Here is a 17,888-nt window from a genome sequence, read left to right as displayed (position 1 = left end):
CTGCCCATGCGCATCCACATCCGTCACCAGACCACCTATGCCTACGACCGGCCGGTCGACTACGCCGCACAGCTGCTGCGCCTGACGCCTCAGAGCCACGACGGGCAGTGGGTGGTGTGGTGGCGCCTGGCGCATACCGACGGCCGCCCGCTTCCGTCCACCGACGACGGCTATGGAAACATCCTGCACGTGCTGACGCTGACGCGGGCGCACCAGAGCGCGACGGTGATTGCCGAAGGCGAAGTCGAGACCTCCGACCGGTCCGGCATCGTGCGCGGCGGCGTCGAGCGCCTTCCGCCGGCGTACTGGCTGCGCACGACCGCGCTGACCGAGCCGAGCGAGCGGCTGCGCGAGATTGCCGAAGCCGTGCGCGGACGCGGCGACGCCCTCGAGGTGCTTCACGCGCTGATGGAAGCGGTGCACCGCCACGTCCGCTACGCCGCCGATGTCACCGACACGGGAACAACGGCCGACGAAGCCGTCGGACGCGGCGCCGGCGTATGCCAGGACCACGCGCACGTGTTCGCCTCCTGTGCGCGCCTTCTCGGTCACCCGGCTCGCTACGTCGGCGGCTACCTCCAACCTGCCGGCTCAGGGGGGGCGACGCAGGCCGGCCACGCATGGGCAGAGGCTTGGGTCGGGGAGCTTGGCTGGATAGGATTCGACGCAGCCAACTTCGTCTGTCCCACCGACTCCTACGTCCGCGTGGCAATCGGCCTCGATTACTCCGAGGCGTGCCCCGTGCGCGGAGTGCGGCGAGGGCTGGCGGAAGAGACGATGTCGGTGCTGGTGGACGTGCGTCCTGCCGGCGCGCAGCAGTAGCTCCCGCCTCCGACCACGGCGGGATCGCCTGATCGCGCCGGAACGACCGCAGTCGCGCGCGCCCATCCACGAGCCGACGGCAAGGACTCGCTGCCGTCGATGTCGCCGCCAAGCGGCGCAAGGGGACGAATGACCTACTGTGTAGCGCTGCGTCTGCGCGATGGGCTCGTCATGGTGTCGGACACGCGCACCAACGCGGGCGTCGACAACATCGCCACCTTCAAGAAAATGCACGTCATCGAGACGCCGGGAGAGCGCATGATCGCGCTGATGACCGCCGGCAACCTCGCCGTCACCCAGTCCGTCGTCAACATGGTGTGTGAGGGCCTGACGGCCGAGGGAGGCGTGGACCCCGAGACGCTGCGCACGGTGCCGACCATGTTCCGCGCCGCCCAGCTGGTTGGCGAGGCGGTGCGGGCCGTCTACCGCAGCGACGGCGAGGCGATGAAGCAGCAGCACGTCGCGTTCGAAGTCTCGCTGCTGCTCGGAGGCCAGATTCGAGGGCGCCCCGTGCAGCTCTATCAGATCTACTCGGCCGGCAACTTCATCGAGGCGTGCGAGGACTCGCCCTTCATGCAGATCGGCGAGCACAAGTACGGCAAGCCGATCCTGGACCGCGCCGCAAGCTACGAAACCGATCTCTACGATGCGGTGAAGCTGGCGCTGGTCTCCATGGACTCGACACTGCGCTCCAATCTCACCGTCGGCCTCCCCATCGACCTGCTCGTGTATCGGGAGAATACGTACGCTCCCGAGGTGCGAAAGCGCATCACCAGCGACGATCCGTACTTCCGCAACCTGCGCGAGCAATGGGGAACGGCGCTGCGCGAATCGTTCCGATCCATTCCGCGCCCGGAGTGGGCCGTCGAATCGCACGGCGACGGCGACCCCTCGCCTGCCGCCCGAAAGTGACGTCAGAACCCCTGGAATGCCTGACGGATGAGCTCGGTCCGGTCGCCCAGACGCACCAGGCGGCCGGCACCGTACAGGGCGCCGGTCCACAACGTCTGCGTGCCGAACTTCAAACGGCCGGCCGTGCACAGGAGCGTGCCGGCTCCTTCGGCCTTGTCGCCGAGCTCGCACTTGCGGCCGCTGACGTAGATCAGGAGCCGCTCGGGCGTCAGGCCGCCGACGAGGTCGATCCGCGCTCTCGCGCGTAGCTGCAGGCGTCCCGCCACGCGCAGGACCACGACGGTGGCGGGATCAGATCCGCCGTCGATCTCCAGTACCGAATCGGTCGAGCCGCGGATGTCGCCAATGTCGATGATGTTGAGCGCGCCCGGGTCAGGCACCGTGATCGTGACCAGCTCGCCCGCACGCATCGCCACCGAGCCCGCATTGGCCGTTGTCGGCAGCGCATCCAGCGCTGCTGCCGCGGGGCCGAAGCTGTCGCGAGCCAGCGCGCACTGTCCCACGAGCGGGTTGCTGCCGTCGAGGTCATAGCTGCCGGTCGCATCGCTCTTGGGCGTTACGGTACCCGGATCCAGTCGGTACTCCTCCGTGTACGGGACCTTGACGCCGTTCGGACGTCCCTTCGCGCCGCCGCCGCCGCTGGCGATGTCGTCGTACATCAGCGCGGCTGCGCCGATGCGGATCGCACCGCGCCCGTCGGTCAGCTCCGAGACGACGTCGCCTTCGTTGATCGACGCATCTCCGAGCAGCAGGAACCCGCCGCAGATGTCGCCGCCGACGATGGTTTCGAAACCGGTCTTGATACGGTCGCCCTTGGCGTCCTCCCGCTCGACCAGAACCCACGGGCACAGATCCGCCATCAGCGGCGGCTCTCCCACGCAGCCGCCGCCGACGCAGATGTCGTCGATGGTGCAATCGGAGCCGTCGTTACAGGCGGCCAGCTCGGGCAGAGGATCGTAGCTGCAGAGGTCCGTCGCTTCGTTGCAGTTGTCGACGGTACACGAGTTGCCGTCGACGCACGGGGAGACGGCGTTCTGGCAGTCGAGGATGGCATGGCACGTCTCGGGGCCGTTGCAGTAGAGAGCGTCGTCGCAGGCGGCATCGTTCGGCGTGTTGGAGCAGCTGTCGGCGTCCTCGTCGCATGCATCGACGGTGCACCCGACATCGTCGGGACACGGATTGCCGGCGTGCACCGAGCAGCTGCCGCCGGAGCAGGCGTCTGCGCCGTTGCAGAAGACGCCGTCGTCACAGGCGGCGGTGTTGGGCGGGCTGTGGCAGACGCCGCTGCCGTTGCACACGTCGTCGGTGCAGGCGTTGCCGTCATCGGTGCAGGCCGTGCCGGCGGGATCGTTGCACGAGTCCGTTTCTTCCTGGCAGGCATCGGCGCACTCGCTGCCGCCGAGACAGGGATCTCCCGCGTGGACGCTGCAGGTGCCACCGGCGCAGGTGTCGGCGCCGTTGCAGAAGATCCCATCGTCGCACGGACCGTCCATGAGCTGGCCGTTGCACGCGCCGGCGCCGTCGCACTGGCCAAGGATGCAACCGGTCTCGCTGCCGCAAACGGTGCCGGCCGGATCCACGCACGTATCCGTCGCTTCCTGGCAGGTGTTGCATAGCGTCCCGGGACAGGGATCGCCGCTGGAGGAGCCGCATGTGCCGTTGCTGCAGGTCTCGGTGCCGTTGCAGTACAGGCCGTCGTCGCACGGCGTTCCGTTGACGGAGTTGCCGGTGCCGACGCAGAGGCCGACCTGATTGCACACGTCGGGAGACGTGCACGAGTCCCCGTCGTTGCAGGCCGCGCCCTGGCCGACGAACTGGCAGTTGAACTTGCAGCAGCTGTTCTCGTAGAAGCACTTGCTGCCGTTGGTGCAGGTCGGCTGCGACGGATCGCCCTCGATGTAGAGGCCGCCGCCCGGATCGCATTCCTCACTGGTTTCGACCACGCCGTTGCCGCACACGGACGCGGCCGCGCCACCGGCGCTCAAGAGAAGCAGCAGACACGAAGACGCAAGGATGCGCGCGCGGCGCGCCGAGAAACCGAACATGTGACACCCCCCTGGCTCTGCGTGATCGATCCAGGCCCCTCCCGAACCTGCGCAGATCGCCACGACTTTTAGAGCGATATCAGTTCGATGGTGTAGGAACCAGGGGATTTCGCCGCGGGCAAAGAACCATTGTCATGATTCGCACGCATGGCGATGGCTGTGGCCATTCTAAGAGTCTCGTCGCCGTTCCCAGCGCCGCCTCACGAATGCGATCGCCAGGGCGACTCGCGCTGGCGGCCTGCCTGATTTGTTCCCCGGCCCTCCCCGGCTAAACCGTCGCCCGCTATGGCCGTGCTGCTGGGATGCCAGGACCTGACGAAGGCGTACGGCGCGGTGCCGCTCTTCACCGGCGTTTCCTTCGGCATCCACGACGGCGACCGCGTCGGCATGGTCGGCCCCAACGGCTGCGGAAAATCCACGCTGCTGCGCTTGCTTGCCGGCATCGAAGCACCCGATCGCGGGGCCGTGACGCTGCGGCGGCTGACTCGCCTCGCCTACCTTCCGCAGCATCCCTCCTTTCGCGCCGCCACTGCCGCTGCGGTTCTGGAGTCCGCGCTGCACGCGATAGCGGACGACCGCGCGGCCCGTCAGGCGCGGGTTCGGGCCATGCTCGGGCGCTGCGGCTTCACCGATCCGGAAGTCGCTCCCGCCACACTGTCGGGCGGCTGGCAAAAGCGCCTCGCCATCGCCGAGGCCCTCATCACCGAGCCGGACGTCCTGCTGCTGGACGAGCCGACCAACCATCTCGACCTCGACGGCATTCTGTGGCTGGAGAGCCTGCTCACGTCGCAGCGCTCGGCGTTCATCGTCGTCAGTCACGACCGATGGTTCCTCGAGAACGTGGCGCAGCGCATGTTCGACCTGGACCCTGTCCACGACGGCGGCTTTTTCGAGACGCGCGGACGCTACAGCGAGTTCCTCGAGCGCAAGGACGCGGCGCTGACCGAGCAGGCTCGCTGGCAGGCGACGCTGGCCAACCGCGTGCGACGCGAAGTCGAGTGGCTGCGGCGGGGGCCCAAGGCGCGCACGACCAAGCAGCAGGCACGCATCGAGGAAGCGGGACGCTTGATGGAGGAGCTCTCCGACGTCAGTGCACGCCTGGACCGGCGCGCGACGGGCATCGATTTCCGCGCCAGCGACCGGCGCACCAGACGCCTGCTCGTGGCCGAGGACGTGGCCAAGAGCTTCGGCGATCGAACGATCGTGCGCGACGCCAGCATCGTGCTGGCCCCGGGCACGCGCCTCGGCCTGCTCGGCCCGAACGGCAGCGGAAAGTCCACCCTGATCCGCCTGCTCGTCGGAGAGCTCGAGCCCGATAGCGGCCGCATCGAGCGCGCCGATGGCCTGCGCGTGTCGATGCTCGACCAGCATCGCACGGCGCTCGATCCGTCGCTGACGCTGCGGCGCGCGCTGGCGCCGGCAGGCGACCAGGTGATCTTCGCTGGCCGGCCCGTGCACGTGGCGGGATGGGCGCAGCGCTTCCTGTTCCGCTCCGAGCAGCTGGCGATGCCGGTGGGAAAGCTGTCGGGCGGCGAGCAGGCCCGCGTGCTGCTGGCCAGCCTGATGCTGCAGCCGGCCGACGTGCTGGTGCTCGACGAGCCGACCAACGACCTGGACATTCCCACGCTCGAGGTGCTCGAGGAAAGCCTGCTCGAGTTTCCTGGCGCCGTCGTGCTGGTCACGCACGATCGGTATCTGTTCGAGCGCGTGACCAACACGGTGCTGGGCCTGGACGGCAGCGGCCGCGTCGTTCCCTACGCCGACTATCGGCAGTGGGAGGCGACGCGGCGGCAGCGGCCGGCCCCTGCCGCCGCGCGAAAGGAAGTCGCTCGCGAGACTGCTCCACCCTCCGAGAAAGCCAGGCCGCGCAAGCTCAGCTACCACGAGCAGCGCGAGTGGGACGCGATGGAAGAGACGATCGTTCGCGCCGAGGAAATGCTGGCGCAGGCGCAGCAGCGTGCGGCCGATCCGGCGATCGCAAGCGACGCTGCGGAGGTCGCCGTGCGTTATCGCCAGCTCGAAGAGGCGCAGGCGGAAGTCGAACGGCTGTATGCGCGCTGGAGCGAGCTCGAGGACAAGCGCTCGGCGTAGGAACCGGAACCCGCGGCGGCCTCGACGGAAAAAGGAGACGCGCCGTATGGTCAGTCCAGGTGCAAGTGGATGTGCGGCTGCGTCAAGTGAAGGCACTCGAGAAGCGCGCGCACCAGAAACGCCAGGCCGATCATCTCCATCGACTCTTCGGCCGTCACGAAGGTGAGATGGTAGAAGAGATCGTGGCCGTGGCGCTCGAGATAGAGTCCGCCGAGCAGTTCCATTCCCGCGGCACCGCTCGCAAAAGTCACGATCGCCGCTCGCAGCCACCATCGCACCGACATCGGCAGCTCACGCGCAACGCGATAGCCGAGCGCCACTCCGGCCCCCGCGGCAACGCCGTAGGGCACGACCCACGTGGCGCGCAGCGCCGGCTGAGCCCGCGACGACGAGAGCGACACCGCAAGCGCTTCGTGCAGCCCGAGCTGCTCGTCCGCGAGCAGGTAGCCCAGCACCACGGCGAAGAAGGCCCATGCGCCAGCATGCCGACGGCGCGCGCGATGCTCGCCGAGCGCGATCAATGTGGCCAGCACGAACGCAATCGCCCAAAGCGCCATCGCCAGCAGCGTGGGCACGCTCGGCTCCTGGTCCATGTTGAGCGCGCGCACGGCGGGATGGCTGGAGGGAACGTCGAAGGCCGGCGCGCCTAGCTGCGCTGCCAGATGCGCCACCGCCACGGCGGCGATGGCGCCGAGCAGCGCTCGCAGTATCGCGCTCGATCTCAGATGGAGGTCCATCGCTCGTTTCTCCCCACCAGCGACACGCGTGCGCGATGGCTGCCGGCGTGCCTTGATACGCCGGCACCGGAAGCCTGCCAATCGCCTGGACTGCGGCCATGTTCGCGGCTAGGGATGGAGTCGTCCCCAGCGTCTCCAACGTCAGCCCAGGAGCATCTCTCATGAACATCCTTCTGCACGGTGCCGCCTTCGCGCTGCTGATGATTACCACCGCCGCCTGCAACGGCGACGATGCCGGCCACGACCAGAACGCGGCCAAGCCCGACAAGGCCGCATCGGCAGCAGCGGCGCAGGCCGGTGCCGATGCCGCCAAGCCGGCCACCGGCGCGGCGCCGGCCACCAAGCCGGCAACCTCGGCGGCCGAGATGGCGAAGCCCGCAACGGCCGCATCGGCCACCGCCGACAAGAACGACCCGGCCACCGCGGCGCCCGCCGAGGTCGCCGCGAACAATCCAGCAGCCAGCAACGCGGCGGCGGGCACGGCCGCTGCCGGAACGGAGAGCGGAAAAGTGACGACGACGCCGAGCGGCCTGAAGTACGAGGTTCTGAAGGAAGGCACGGGCGCCAAGCCCACCGCCACCAGCAACGTCACCGTGCACTACAAGGGCACGCTCACCGACGGCAAGGAGTTCGACAGCTCCTACAAGCGCGGCCAGCCCGCAACGTTTCCGCTCAACCGCGTCATCAAGGGATGGACCGAAGGCGTGCAGCTGATGAGCGAAGGCTCGAAGTACCGCTTCACCATTCCGCCCGAGCTTGCGTACGGCGAGCGCGGCGCGCCCGGTGCGATCCCGCCGAACGCGACGCTGATCTTCGAGGTCGAGCTGATCAAGGTGAATTGATCAGCGGCTGGGAAGGAAGGAGTGTGGTGGGTGCGCCAGGATTCGAACCTGGGACCCGCTGATTAAGAGTCAGCTGCTCTACCAACTGAGCTACGCACCCACGAGTCGGCCCTGCTACCCTACGCGTCACGGTAGGGCAAAGGGCCATGTGGCTAGATCTTCGCGCCGCGAATGCCGCGCCGACCAGCGGGTCAACCGCGGCGGCGATTGCAGTCGCGGCATTCGGCGCCGAGGGCTGCCCCGACACGGCCGCAACAGCCTGGCTGCGACGGTTGGCCATTCCCGCGAAAGAAGTGGGGTGGGCGATGGGACTCGAACCCACGACAACCGGGACCACAACCCGGGGCTCTACCACCTGAGCTACGCCCACCGCACAGATCGCATCCGCAACGCATGATGCCATGCGGAAGCTCGACCCGGCCGGAAACATGGGTAGATAAGAAAATCCCAGGCCGGAGTCCAACGAGAAACATGAACCAGTCCAGTCGTCCCCGCTGCCTCCACATCGGCGCGCTCTGCGCCGCACTGCTGGTTACAGGCGCCATCGAAGCCGTCGCCGAAACCGCGGCGCACCCGTGGAACCAGCGCGTCCCGTTCGAGACGGCCATCATTCGTTACGAGATGAAGGGCAAGGATCCCGGCACGAAGGTGATGTATCTGCGGGCGCGCGGCGACGAGCGGGTCACCGTGACGCGCTCGCAGTCGGCCGACTCGGCAACGCCGGGGGAGCGGCACACCATCGAGATCTCCACCCCTTCCGAAATCACGCGCATCGAGATGGGGACCAGAACCGCGCTGCGCGCGCCCAACAAGCTGGCCACGCTGATCGACGGCTACAACACGCTCGGCGACGCGGACAAGAAGGCGGTGATGAATGCCGCCGCCGATATCCGCAACCGCTTCCCTGCCCTGCGCGGGCGGCCGGAGCCGGTCTCGACCAAAGACAAGTTTCTCGGCTACGACTGCGACGTCGTCGAGATCGCCGGCATCACCAGCCACTACATCGAAGGCACGAACATCCTCCTCAAGTCGGAGGGAATCCAGGGGACGATCCGAGTGGAAACGGTCGCGACGCAGGTCGATACGGCCGCGCCGATCCCCGAGGACGTCTTCACCGTTCCGGCCGAGGTCAAGGTGCGCGACCTGCGCGAGCTGCAGAGCGCCTCTATTCGGCAGGCGGCCGAGAAGGAGCTCGCCGCCTTGCGCGCTCCTCCGCCGTAGGCATCCGGTCGCGCTTGCGCGGGTCGCACTCGCGGCAATCCTTCTCTTGCTGCGGCGGTCGCGCCGCCCTGCGCTCCGCGGACGCGGCGCCGCGCTGCGCACCTCGCTTCGTCTCCGCGCCCTCGCCTGTCTCGGAAGCCTTGCCGTCGCCTGCAGCTGCATCCGAGTGCACGGCCACGTGCGCATCGCCCTGTGCCGTGTGCACGTGCGCGCCGGTCGTCCCGCACATTCCCTGCAGCGCGACGCCCTGCTGAGCCGGCGCAGGATTGGCGGCCAGAAACGCGAGCAGGCGCGGCGCGACGGCGTCGGGCTTCTCGTAATGCGGCAGATGCCCCGCCTCCTCGACCGGATGCACATGCGCTTTCGGCAGCAGCGTGGCCGCAACCTCGGCGCCCTCGAAAGGCGTGACGCGGTCCTGGCGTCCCCAGAAGATCTGCACCGGCAGCGCGCCGTGACCGAGCTCCCGGTATCGCTCGCGGAAGTCCGACAGCGGCATGTGCCGCATCGATGAAAGGATCGCGCGCTTGTAGCCGCGGTAGGCGAGCTGCGGTGCAAACCTGGCCTGCAGGTCCGGAACCAGCGACTGGTCGTGCACCCCGCGCTCGTTGCCGGACATCAGCACGCCGTCGCCGAAGGCTCGCAGCACGTACTCGCCCACCAGCGGCAGCGCCAGCAGCCGTGCCTGCACGGGAACATCCACGCCAAAGCCTGCCGGATCGATCAGGGTCAGCGAAGCGACTCGGTCGCCGTGCCGCAGCGCGAATTCGCTGGCGATGACGCCGCCCATCGACAGCCCGACCAGATGGACCCTCTCGCTCAGCTCGAGCTTCGCCAGCAGCTCCTCGAGCTGTCGGTCATACAGATCGAGGTCGTAATCGACGTCGGGACGGTCGGAAAAGCCGCGGCCGTACAGGTCGTAGACGAGCGTGCGATAGCCCGCGTCGCGAAGCCGTCCGGGAATCTCGCCCCAGACATAGGACGGAGAGGTGAAGCCGTGCACCAGCACGACGACCTGCGAAGGCTGTGGGCCGAGCAGATCGTAGCGGGTGTGGCCGGCCGACAGCTTCACGAACCGTCCCGGCACGCCCTGGCGCACCCGATCGTCCAGGTCCAGGCGCTCGCCGTCGAGCGCGAACGGCGTGCCCACCAGATACACGAGCGCCGCCGCGATCAGATAGGGCCGGATGCTCACCATCGTGCGCATGGTTGCAGAGTGTGACCGGGTTGACGCTGTTCGTCCCAGCGGTCATGACGGCACGGGGGCACCAGCATGGATTCTCGCAATCGTCTCATCGTCCTCATCGTCGCTTCTACGGTTCTACTGCTCGCGCTGTTTCTCGCCCGCAAGCTCGCCTAAGCGGCGGCTCTCGCTCCAGGATGTGAGCTCCCACGAATACGGCGGCTCGGGATCGCGGCCGCAGCTCTCCGCCACCAGCTGCATGCCACCCCCGCGCCGTTGCACCTCCCCGCGGCACTGCGACTGCGCCCCATCCTGCCAGAACGCGGACAGCTCGACGCTCGCGTGATCGCCTTCCTCTTCGCAGCGCCACAGGAGCCGCGCGTCCAGCCAGCGCAGGCCGTGGCGCTCCCACATCCTGCGCTCCAGCACCTGCGCCGGCGCCGGCAGCGCGCACAGCCCGCGGTAGTGCTTGCGGATGCGGTCGCTGCCGGCATCACCGTCGTGCAGCCACTCGGCGTCCTCGAAGCGCAGGTGCCCGAACAGGCGCCCGCTCGGCAGATCGAGGAGCGTGGGAGCGAAACGGTGGCCGCCGAGGTGGCTGCAGCGCCACAGCCGCACGCCCGGCGCCGCCATGCGCTCGCAGAGATGGCGGTAGAGCGGAAAGCCCATCTTGCCGCAGCACGCATCGCGGCTGCCGTGGGTGCAGACGAAGATGTCGCGTCCCTGCTCACGCGGCCCGTGCAGCGGGTGCGCGGCCAGCCGCGGCGCAGCGACGACGCGGCCGTCCGGATCGAAGTCGATCGCGTCGATGACCTGCGCCAGCTCGGCGCGCGGGGCCGCGATCTCGCGCCGGGTGAAACCGCCGAAGGCGCCGCTGCCGCGGTCGAACAGCAGGACGCGATGCAGGCCGTCCTCGCTGCGGCCGTCGCCGTCGTAGAACAGGACCCGAAGGGAGGAGGTTCGATCGCCGATGCGCTCCAGGGCAGCGTCGAGGCCCGGGTCGCTGGATGCCGACCCCTTCAGTCGCGGCGCCCACGGGCTGGCCAGCTCGATGGCCACGATGGCCGAACAGGATCCGGCTGTGCCGATCAGGGGCAGGCCGGCCGTTGCCGCCTGCACCGAGCAAGGCACTGCCGGCACGTCAGCCGCAGCCGACGGCCGGCTGCCGCCGCGAGCGCGCCGCCATGCGCAAGGGCAGCTTCAGAACAGCAGCGCGGGCTGCTGGCAATAGTGCGTGTTCTCGTTGCACTCGTAGAAGTCCCTGCAGTCGGCGTCCTTGTCGCAAGGCTTCTCGCAAAAACCGTTGTTGGGATTGCATCGGAACGCGGCTGGCAGCCCGGCGCAGTCCGCATTGTTGTCGCACAGCACGGCCATGGTGGTGGTCGTCGAGCTGGTGGAGGTGGATGTCGAGGAGCTGGTCGACGTCGACAGCGTCGTGTTCGTCGTCGTGGTGATGCCGTCGCAGGACGGGCAGTTCAGGTTCACGTTCTGTCCAACGGCCTTCTTCAGACACGTCAGCGCGTCGGCCGCGGTTCGGGACTGGGAGCCGTTGACGTCGCAGACGCACAGCTCGCAGGTCTCCAGCCCGACGGCTGCGCGAAGGATGTAGGCGCAGTCGCTGGCCGTGGGGGTCGAGCCGTTGGTGACGGGCTGACTGCAGTCGCCCTTGGCCGCCAGCGCGTGGTGGGCCGACGACACCAGCGCAAGGGCCGCTGCCGCAGCCAGGGTAAGGATGGCTCGGTGCCAGGTGGGTCCGTTCATGCGCATGCTCCAGACGGCAAGTTTGCCACTTCCCCTGCGGGCCACAAACCCTCCATCTCGATTGCAGGCAACAAAGGCTCCGCAGCCCGCTGCGCTGGGCGCACGCGAGCCCGCCTCGACCGCACCTCCGAGGCGGTGGCGCGGTCAGCCGCGCGCCCCTAGATAGCGGTAACGGTTCCAGATCTCGTTGAAGCCGTCGTTGATGCGCGCCACCAGCGCGCAGGCGTCGCTGTACGGCTCGGCGGGAGTGCTGCGGGCCTCCTCCAGCAACGCCGCGCAGTCGAGGGCATATTCGCTCTGCGCAATGAGGCGCGTGATGAGCTCCCGATCGTTGCCGACGGCTGCCGGCTCCCGGGCCAGCCTGGCCCGAATCGCCGCGAGCTCTGCGCGTGTCATCATCTGCATGGCAGCACCTCCCTCGCTCTCCGCACTGGCGCAGGCACCAGCACGGGCTCGGATTAGCCCTCGCTGGCATCGGCGTAAGAGACCCTAATTGCGAGCGCGGCCGACTGCGATCGGGCCGCTGACGCTGTAGCAACCCGTGCACATCGCCGCAACGAAAGCTGCGGCGGCGCTCGCACGCGCGACCCGCCGGCGGCTACAATGCGGCATACAGCAGATCCTGCTCGTCCCGCCTTCCTCGACGTCGGCCTCTGCTGATTCCAACTCAGTAATAACGAACGAGAAATTTCCCCCGGGAAGCGCCTGTGATAGGCGGGGCAGATCAAGTCGATGAGCAAGCCCGATTTCGCCAACATCTCCAACGCCGACTACGTCGACTCGCTGTATCGAAAGTACCTCTCCGAGCCCGGCTCGGTCTCCGAGGACTGGCGGCACTTCTTTTCGGGCTTCGAGCTCGCCCTCAACGGCAAGGCCGGAACCGCTCGTCCGATCACGGCTGCCGCCGGCCCTTCTGCCGCCGCCGGGGGCGCGGCTTTCATCGAAGGGGTCGCTGACCTCATTCACTCGTACCGCGATCTCGGCCACCTGATCGCGAACCTGGATCCCCTCGGCGGCAACCAGACCAGCCATCCGCTGCTGGAGCTGTCGCAGTTCGGTCTGTCCGAGGACGACCGCGAGCGCGTCGTCGAGTGCCCGAGCTTCAAGCGCAACGGCCCGTGCAAGCTCGGCGACCTGCTCGACCTGCTGCGCACCACGTACAGCGGCACCATCGCCGTCGAGTACATGTACATCCAGAGCAAGGAGCAGCGTCAGTGGCTCCAGGACCAGATCGAGCCGACGCTGAACCGCCCTCCGCTGGATGCCGCCGGGCGCAAGGTGATCCTCGAGGACCTGCTGCGCGCGAACATGTTCGAGCAGTTCCTCCACAAGAAGTACGTCGGCAACAAGCGCTTCTCGCTCGAAGGCGGCGAGTCGCTCATCGCCCTTCTCCATCAGATGGTCGAGACCGCCGGCGACCACGGGGTGCGCGAGATCGTCATGGGCATGCCCCACCGCGGCCGCCTCAACGTCCTGGCGCACATTTTGGCCAAGCCCTACGAGATGATCTTCTCGGAGTTCGAGGGGAACTTCCTGCCCGACAGCATCCAGGGCGACGGCGACGTCAAATACCACCTCGGCTATTCGCGCGACTACAAGACCGGGCGCGGCGACAACGTGCATCTGTCGCTGCTGTTCAATCCGAGCCACCTCGAAGCCATCAATCCGGTGGCCGAAGGCATCGTCGCCGCCAAGCAGCACTACCTGAACGACCGCGAGAAGCGCCTCGTCATGCCCGTGCTCATGCACGGCGATGCCGCCTTCATGGGCCAGGGAATCGTCATGGAGACGCTGGCGCTGTCCGAGCTGCGCGGCTACAGCACCGGCGGCACCATCCACATCGTCGTCAACAACCAGGTCGGCTTCACCACCTCACCGTCCGACTATCGCTTCACGCGCTACCCCACCGAGATCGCCAAGCTCGTGCAGGCGCCGGTGTTCCACGTCAACGCCGACGATCCCGAGGCCGTCGTGCAGGCCGCGCGGCTGGCGGCGCAGTTCCGCGCCCACTTCCGCGAGGACGTGATGATCGACCTCGTCTGCTATCGCCGCCACGGCCACAACGAGCTCGACGATCCCACCTTCACGCAGCCGCTCATGTACAAGAAGATCGCGGCGCTGCCGGTGGTGTCCAGGCTGTATGCCGACCGGCTGATCGCGCAGGGACAGATCTCGCAGCAGGACGCCGACGATCTGCAATCGGGCATCGAGGAGGAGATGGAGCGCGCGCTCGAGTACGCGCGCGACTTCATGCCCAAGCAGCAGGTCTTCTCGTTCGGCGGCGCCTGGGCCGGGATGACATGGGCCGGAGACGACTGGGGCGCGACGACGCGAGTGTCCGCGGAGCAGCTTCACGAGGTCGTCGAGCGCCTGCGCAAGCTGCCCGAAGGCTTCACGCCCCACCCCAAGGTCAAGCGCCTCTACGCCGAGCGCGCGCAGATGCTCTCGCCCGGCGGACACATCGACTGGGGCTGCGCCGAGATGCTCGGCCTCGGCACGCTTCTGCTCGAAGGCGTCACCGTGCGCGTCAGCGGACAGGACAGCGGCCGCGGCACCTTCAGCCACCGCCACGCCGTGCTGCACGACGTGAACACCGACGCGACCTACGTTCCGCTCGATGCCATGAGCGAGAGCCAGGGGCGCTTCTACTGCATCGACAGCAATCTCTCGGAGGCGGGGGTGCTCGGCTTCGAGTACGGCTACAGCTCGGCCGATCCGAGGAACCTGGTGATCTGGGAAGCCCAGTTCGGCGACTTCGCCAACGGCGCGCAGGTGATCATCGACCAGTTCGTGGTCAGCGCCGAGAGCAAGTGGCAGCGCATGAATGGCCTGGTGATGCTGCTGCCGCACGGCTACGAGGGCCAGGGCCCCGAGCACTCCAGCGCGCGCCTCGAACGCTTCCTGACCCTCTGCGCCGAAGGCAACATGCAGGTCTGCAGCATGACCAATCCGGCGCAGCTGTTCCACGTCGTGCGCCGGCAGATGAAGCGCAACTTCCGCAAGCCGCTCGTCATCATGAGCCCCAAGAGCATGCTGCGGAACAAGCTGTGCTTCTCGACGATCGAGGAGTTCACCGACTACGACTTCCGCTGCGTGCTCGACGAGGTCGATGACGTCGACAGGAAGCACGTGCGGCGGCTGCTGCTGTGCAGCGGCAAGGTCTACTACGACCTGATCGTCGCTCGCCGCGAGCGCAACATCCACGACGTCGCCATCGTGCGTCTCGAGCAGCTGTATCCGTTCCCGCTCGCCGACCTGCAGGGCGTTCTGGCTACCTACCCGACCGACGCCGAGGTCTACTGGGTGCAGGAGGAGCCGAAGAACATGGGCGCGTGGAGGTTCATCTCCGATCGCAACCACATGATCTTCGACGATGGACGCACGCTGACGTATGTCGGCCGCGACGCGGCCTCCAGCCCGGCCACGGGCTCCTACAAGATCCACCAGGCCGAGCTGCGTCAGATCCTCGATGATGCGTTCAAGCCTCCCAAGGTCCACGCGGTAGCGAAGAAGAGCCATGCCGGTTGAGGTCGTAGTCCCGCAGCTCGGAGAATCGGTCAGCGAAGGCGAGATCCTGCGTTGGCTCAAGGCCGACGGCGAGTCGGTGGCCACCGACGAGATCCTGCTCGAGCTGGAGACCGACAAGACCACGGTCGAGATTCCCGCGCCTGCCGCCGGTGTCCTGCGCATCCTCAAGCAGGAAGGCGCCACGGCCGTCGTCGGCGAAGTGCTGGCGACGATCGAGGCGGACGGCGCGGGCGCCGCCAGGGAACGCAGGACATCGAAGGCCGCCGCCGCCAAGGCTCCGTCGGCCGCGACCTCGCAGCCGGTCAAGGAAACGATGGCGCCCTCCTCGTCCGAAGGCGACGCGCCGGCCAGTCCCGCGCAGGCGGCCGAGGCCGAGCAGGCGATCGCGGACAACGCGGCAACCGCCAACGAACCGCGCCTCGGTCCGGCAGCCAGGCGCGTTGCCGAAGAGCGCGGCATCGATCCATCCACCGTCGCGGCCACGGGCCCGGGTGGTCGCGTGACCAAGTCCGACATGCTGACGCACGAGCCGGCGGCCGGCGCGGCTTCGGCACAGGCTGCGCCGGCGGCTCCCGTTCAGGCCAAGGCCCCGGCCGCGCCGCGCCCGGCACCGGCGGCTACCGACGAGGAAGAGCGCGTGCGCATGACGCGCCTTCGCCGCACCATCGCGGATCGCCTCGTGCAGGCGCAGCACACGGCCGCGATCCTGACCACGTTCAACGAGATCGACATGAGCTCGGCCATGGAGCTGCGTGCGCGCCACAAGGACGCGTTCCAGAAGGCGCACGGCATCGGGCTCGGCTTCATGTCGCTGTTCGCGCGAGCCTGCGTGCTGGCGCTGCGCGACGTGCCCGTGGTGGGAGCGCGCATCGAGGGCGACGACATCGTCTACAGCAAGAGGGTCCACCTCGGCATTGCGGCCTCGACCGATCGCGGCCTGGTGGTGCCGGTCGTGCGCAACGCGGACCTGATGAGCATGGCGGATCTGGAACGCGAGATCGCGCGCCTGGCGGGGCTCGCCCGCGAGAACAAGCTCGGCATCGAAGACCTCTCGGGCGGCACCTTCACGATCTCCAACGGCGGCGTCTTCGGCTCGCTGCTGTCGACGCCGATCCTGAATCCGCCGCAGAGCGGCATCCTCGGCATGCACAAGATCGAGAAGCGGCCGGTGGTGGTGGGCGACCAGATCGTGGTGCGGCCGATGATGTACGTGGCCCTCTCCTACGATCATCGCATCGTCGACGGCCGCGAAGCCGTGACCTTCCTGGTGCGCGTCAAGGAGCGGCTCGAGGACACCGGCCGCATGCTGCTCGAAATCTGACACCGACGCGCGGAGGCGCACCTTGGCAAAGCAGAGTTACGATCTCGTCGTCATCGGCGCGGGCCCTGGCGGCTATCAGGCCGCCATCCGCGCGTCGCAGCTCGGCATGAAGACGGCCATCGTCGAGAAAGACCCCGCTCTTGGCGGCACGTGCCTGAACGTCGGCTGCATTCCCAGCAAGGCGCTGCTCGAGTCTTCGGAGCTGTTCGCTCGCGCCAGCCATGGCCTGGACAAGCACGGCATCAAGCTGTCGGGAGTCGAGCTGGACCTGGAAGCGATGATGAAGCGCAAGCGCGAGGTCGTCGAAGGGCTGACGCGCGGCGTGGCCGGCCTGATGAAGAAGAACAAGATCGACGTCTGGCACGGCAAGGCGCGCCTGAAGTCGTCCACGCTGATCGAGATCAGCGGCGAAAGCGCCGGACAGATCGAAAGCAGGCGCATTCTCATCGCCACCGGCAGCATGCCCGTGGAGCTTCCGCACATGCGCTTCGACGGCAAGCGCATCCTTTCTTCGACCGAAGCGCTGAGCCTGGACAAGGTGCCGGGCAAGATGCTGGTGGTCGGCGGTGGCGCCATCGGGCTGGAGATGGGGTCGGTATGGCTGCGCCTGGGCAGTCAGGTGCGCGTCGTCGAGCTGATGGATCAGATCGTGCCGGGCTCCGACAAGCGCAGCGCACAGATGCTGGAGCGCTCGCTCAAGAAGCAGGGGATGGAGATCCTCCTGCAGACCAGCGCCAAGTCGGTGGAGGTTGTCGGGAAGTCGGTGAAGGCCACGATCGAGGGCAAGGACGGAAAGTCCTCCACCGATTCCTACGACGTCGTCCTGGTCGCCGTCGGGCGCAAGGCGTACACGGCCGACCTCGGCCTCCCCGACATCGGCGTGGAGACCGACGAGCGCGGTCGCGTCAAGGTCGGCAAGCACTTCGAGACCAGCGTTGGCGGCATCTTTGCCATCGGCGATGTCATCGCCGGCCCCATGCTCGCGCACAAGGCGAGCGAGGAAGGCATCGCCTGCGTCGAACGCATGGCCGGCGTGGCAGGCCACGTCAACTACGATGCGATTCCCGGCATCGTCTACACCTGGCCCGAGTTGGCCATTGTCGGCATGAGCGAGGAAGCGGCCAAGGCCGCCGGTTGCGAGGTCAAGGTGGGAACGTTCCCGTTCCAGGCCACGCCGCGCGCCAAGTGCATGGGCGAGACCGAAGGCCAGGTCCGCATCATCGCCGATGCCAGGACCGACACCGTGCTGGGCGTGCACATCGTCGGCCCCTACGCCTCCGAGATGATCGCCGAGGCGGCCGTGGCGATGGAGTTCGCCGCCAGTGCCGAGGACATCGCGCGCTCCGTGCACGCGCATCCGACGCTGGCCGAGGCCATGAAGGAAGCTGCGCTGGCGGTGGACGGGCGGCCGATCCACATCTGAGCGCC

The 17,888-nt window shown here is 67.9% G+C and carries 14 protein-coding genes and 2 tRNA genes; 8 read left to right on the top strand and 8 right to left on the bottom strand.

All coding sequences use genetic code 11. From position 1 onward, the window contains the following. Positions 1-6 precede the first annotated feature (6 nt). Positions 7-822 carry a transglutaminase family protein gene (locus tag VEC57_19145; GenBank protein HYC01257.1) on the top strand — a complete coding sequence of 272 codons (816 nt, stop codon included), beginning with the start codon at positions 7-9 and terminating at the stop codon, positions 820-822. Between the two features lie 129 nt (positions 823-951). Continuing rightward, on the top strand, positions 952-1,734 hold the full coding sequence (locus tag VEC57_19140; GenBank protein HYC01256.1) for a proteasome-type protease: 783 nt from the start codon (positions 952-954) through the stop codon (positions 1,732-1,734). 2 nt (positions 1,735-1,736) lie between these two features. Here the strand turns inward: VEC57_19140 and VEC57_19135 are convergent, their stop codons facing one another. After that, on the bottom strand, positions 1,737-3,779 hold the full coding sequence (locus VEC57_19135) for a hypothetical protein (protein ID HYC01255.1): 2,043 nt from the start codon (positions 3,777-3,779) through the stop codon (positions 1,737-1,739). Positions 3,780-4,064: 285 nt separating this feature from the next. Here VEC57_19135 and VEC57_19130 point away from each other — a divergent pair, with 285 nt between their 5' ends. Then, the gene (locus VEC57_19130; GenBank protein ID HYC01254.1) at positions 4,065-5,870 is read left to right on the top strand and encodes an ABC-F family ATP-binding cassette domain-containing protein; all 1,806 of its coding nucleotides are present in this window, start codon (positions 4,065-4,067) and stop codon (positions 5,868-5,870) included. A gap of 50 nt (positions 5,871-5,920) precedes the next feature. Here VEC57_19130 and VEC57_19125 read toward each other — a convergent pair whose 3' ends face one another. Continuing rightward, positions 5,921-6,607 carry a hypothetical protein gene (locus VEC57_19125; protein ID HYC01253.1) on the bottom strand — a complete coding sequence of 229 codons (687 nt, stop codon included), beginning with the start codon at positions 6,605-6,607 and terminating at the stop codon, positions 5,921-5,923. 161 nt (positions 6,608-6,768) lie between these two features. On the opposite strand from VEC57_19125, the gene VEC57_19120 reads away from it, so the two are divergent. After that, complete coding sequence (locus tag VEC57_19120) at positions 6,769-7,449, top strand: FKBP-type peptidyl-prolyl cis-trans isomerase (GenBank protein ID HYC01252.1); 681 nt, start codon at positions 6,769-6,771, stop codon at positions 7,447-7,449. 24 nt (positions 7,450-7,473) lie between these two features. On the opposite strand, the gene VEC57_19115 is transcribed toward VEC57_19120, so the two are convergent. Both VEC57_19115 and VEC57_19110 read right to left on the bottom strand, forming a co-directional pair. Continuing rightward, positions 7,474-7,549, bottom strand: a tRNA-Lys gene (locus VEC57_19115). 194 nt (positions 7,550-7,743) lie between these two features. Beyond that, positions 7,744-7,819 (bottom strand) — tRNA-His (locus VEC57_19110). Between the two features lie 101 nt (positions 7,820-7,920). Here VEC57_19110 and VEC57_19105 point away from each other — a divergent pair. Next, a complete protein-coding gene (locus VEC57_19105) occupies positions 7,921-8,670 on the top strand; it encodes a hypothetical protein (GenBank protein HYC01251.1) in 750 nt (249 codons plus the stop codon). Here the strand turns inward: VEC57_19105 and VEC57_19100 are convergent. From VEC57_19100 to VEC57_19085, 4 genes are all read right to left on the bottom strand, one after another. Next, positions 8,615-9,865 carry an alpha/beta hydrolase gene (locus tag VEC57_19100; protein HYC01250.1) on the bottom strand — a complete coding sequence of 417 codons (1,251 nt, stop codon included), beginning with the start codon at positions 9,863-9,865 and terminating at the stop codon, positions 8,615-8,617. The two genes, VEC57_19105 and VEC57_19100, sit on opposite strands and share 56 nt — an antisense overlap. A 123-nt stretch (positions 9,866-9,988) precedes the next feature. After that, positions 9,989-10,990: a sucrase ferredoxin gene (locus VEC57_19095; GenBank protein HYC01249.1), complete on the bottom strand. Its 1,002-nt coding sequence runs from the start codon at positions 10,988-10,990 to the stop codon at positions 9,989-9,991. Positions 10,991-11,050: 60 nt separating this feature from the next. Continuing rightward, a complete protein-coding gene (locus tag VEC57_19090) occupies positions 11,051-11,611 on the bottom strand; it encodes a hypothetical protein (GenBank protein HYC01248.1) in 561 nt (186 codons plus the stop codon). 144 nt (positions 11,612-11,755) lie between these two features. After that, on the bottom strand, positions 11,756-12,016 hold the full coding sequence (locus VEC57_19085; protein HYC01247.1) for a hypothetical protein: 261 nt from the start codon (positions 12,014-12,016) through the stop codon (positions 11,756-11,758). A 327-nt stretch (positions 12,017-12,343) separates the two neighbouring features. Here VEC57_19085 and VEC57_19080 point away from each other — a divergent pair, with 327 nt between their 5' ends. Genes VEC57_19080 through lpdA form a run of 3 tightly spaced genes read left to right on the top strand, consistent with a single transcriptional unit; the run spans position 12,344 to position 17,883 of the window. Continuing rightward, complete coding sequence (locus VEC57_19080; GenBank protein ID HYC01246.1) at positions 12,344-15,139, top strand: 2-oxoglutarate dehydrogenase E1 component; 2,796 nt, start codon at positions 12,344-12,346, stop codon at positions 15,137-15,139. Next, complete coding sequence (gene odhB / locus VEC57_19075) at positions 15,129-16,460, top strand: 2-oxoglutarate dehydrogenase complex dihydrolipoyllysine-residue succinyltransferase (protein HYC01245.1); 1,332 nt, start codon at positions 15,129-15,131, stop codon at positions 16,458-16,460. The genes VEC57_19080 and odhB overlap by 11 nt, the downstream gene beginning before the upstream one ends. 22 nt (positions 16,461-16,482) lie before the next feature. Next, positions 16,483-17,883, top strand: coding sequence for a dihydrolipoyl dehydrogenase (gene lpdA / locus VEC57_19070; GenBank protein ID HYC01244.1), 1,401 nt, complete (start codon positions 16,483-16,485; stop codon positions 17,881-17,883). The last annotated feature ends 5 nt before the right edge of the window (positions 17,884-17,888 follow it).

The organism is Candidatus Limnocylindrales bacterium (assembly GCA_035626395.1).
Lineage (GTDB): Bacteria > Desulfobacterota > Binatia > UBA1149 > CAITLU01 > DASPNH01.
This window is presented reverse-complemented; position numbering and strand designations above follow the sequence as displayed.

Excerpts from the sequence above, each read along its gene's own strand:
- VEC57_19080 (HYC01246.1), top strand. The coding sequence starts at position 12,344 with ATGAGCAAGCCCGATTTCGCCAACATCTCCAACGCCGACTACGTCGAC.
- VEC57_19100 (HYC01250.1), bottom strand. The coding sequence starts at position 9,865 with ATGGTGAGCATCCGGCCCTATCTGATCGCGGCGGCGCTCGTGTATCTG.
- VEC57_19140 (HYC01256.1), top strand. The coding sequence starts at position 952 with ATGACCTACTGTGTAGCGCTGCGTCTGCGCGATGGGCTCGTCATGGTG.
- VEC57_19135 (HYC01255.1), bottom strand. The coding sequence starts at position 3,779 with ATGTTCGGTTTCTCGGCGCGCCGCGCGCGCATCCTTGCGTCTTCGTGT.
- VEC57_19120 (HYC01252.1), top strand. The coding sequence starts at position 6,769 with ATGAACATCCTTCTGCACGGTGCCGCCTTCGCGCTGCTGATGATTACC.
- VEC57_19105 (HYC01251.1), top strand. The coding sequence starts at position 7,921 with ATGAACCAGTCCAGTCGTCCCCGCTGCCTCCACATCGGCGCGCTCTGC.
- VEC57_19130 (HYC01254.1), top strand. The coding sequence starts at position 4,065 with ATGGCCGTGCTGCTGGGATGCCAGGACCTGACGAAGGCGTACGGCGCG.
- VEC57_19085 (HYC01247.1), bottom strand. The coding sequence starts at position 12,016 with ATGCAGATGATGACACGCGCAGAGCTCGCGGCGATTCGGGCCAGGCTG.
- odhB (HYC01245.1), top strand. The coding sequence starts at position 15,129 with ATGCCGGTTGAGGTCGTAGTCCCGCAGCTCGGAGAATCGGTCAGCGAA.
- VEC57_19090 (HYC01248.1), bottom strand. The coding sequence starts at position 11,611 with ATGAACGGACCCACCTGGCACCGAGCCATCCTTACCCTGGCTGCGGCA.
- VEC57_19145 (HYC01257.1), top strand. The coding sequence starts at position 7 with ATGCGCATCCACATCCGTCACCAGACCACCTATGCCTACGACCGGCCG.
- VEC57_19125 (HYC01253.1), bottom strand. The coding sequence starts at position 6,607 with ATGGACCTCCATCTGAGATCGAGCGCGATACTGCGAGCGCTGCTCGGC.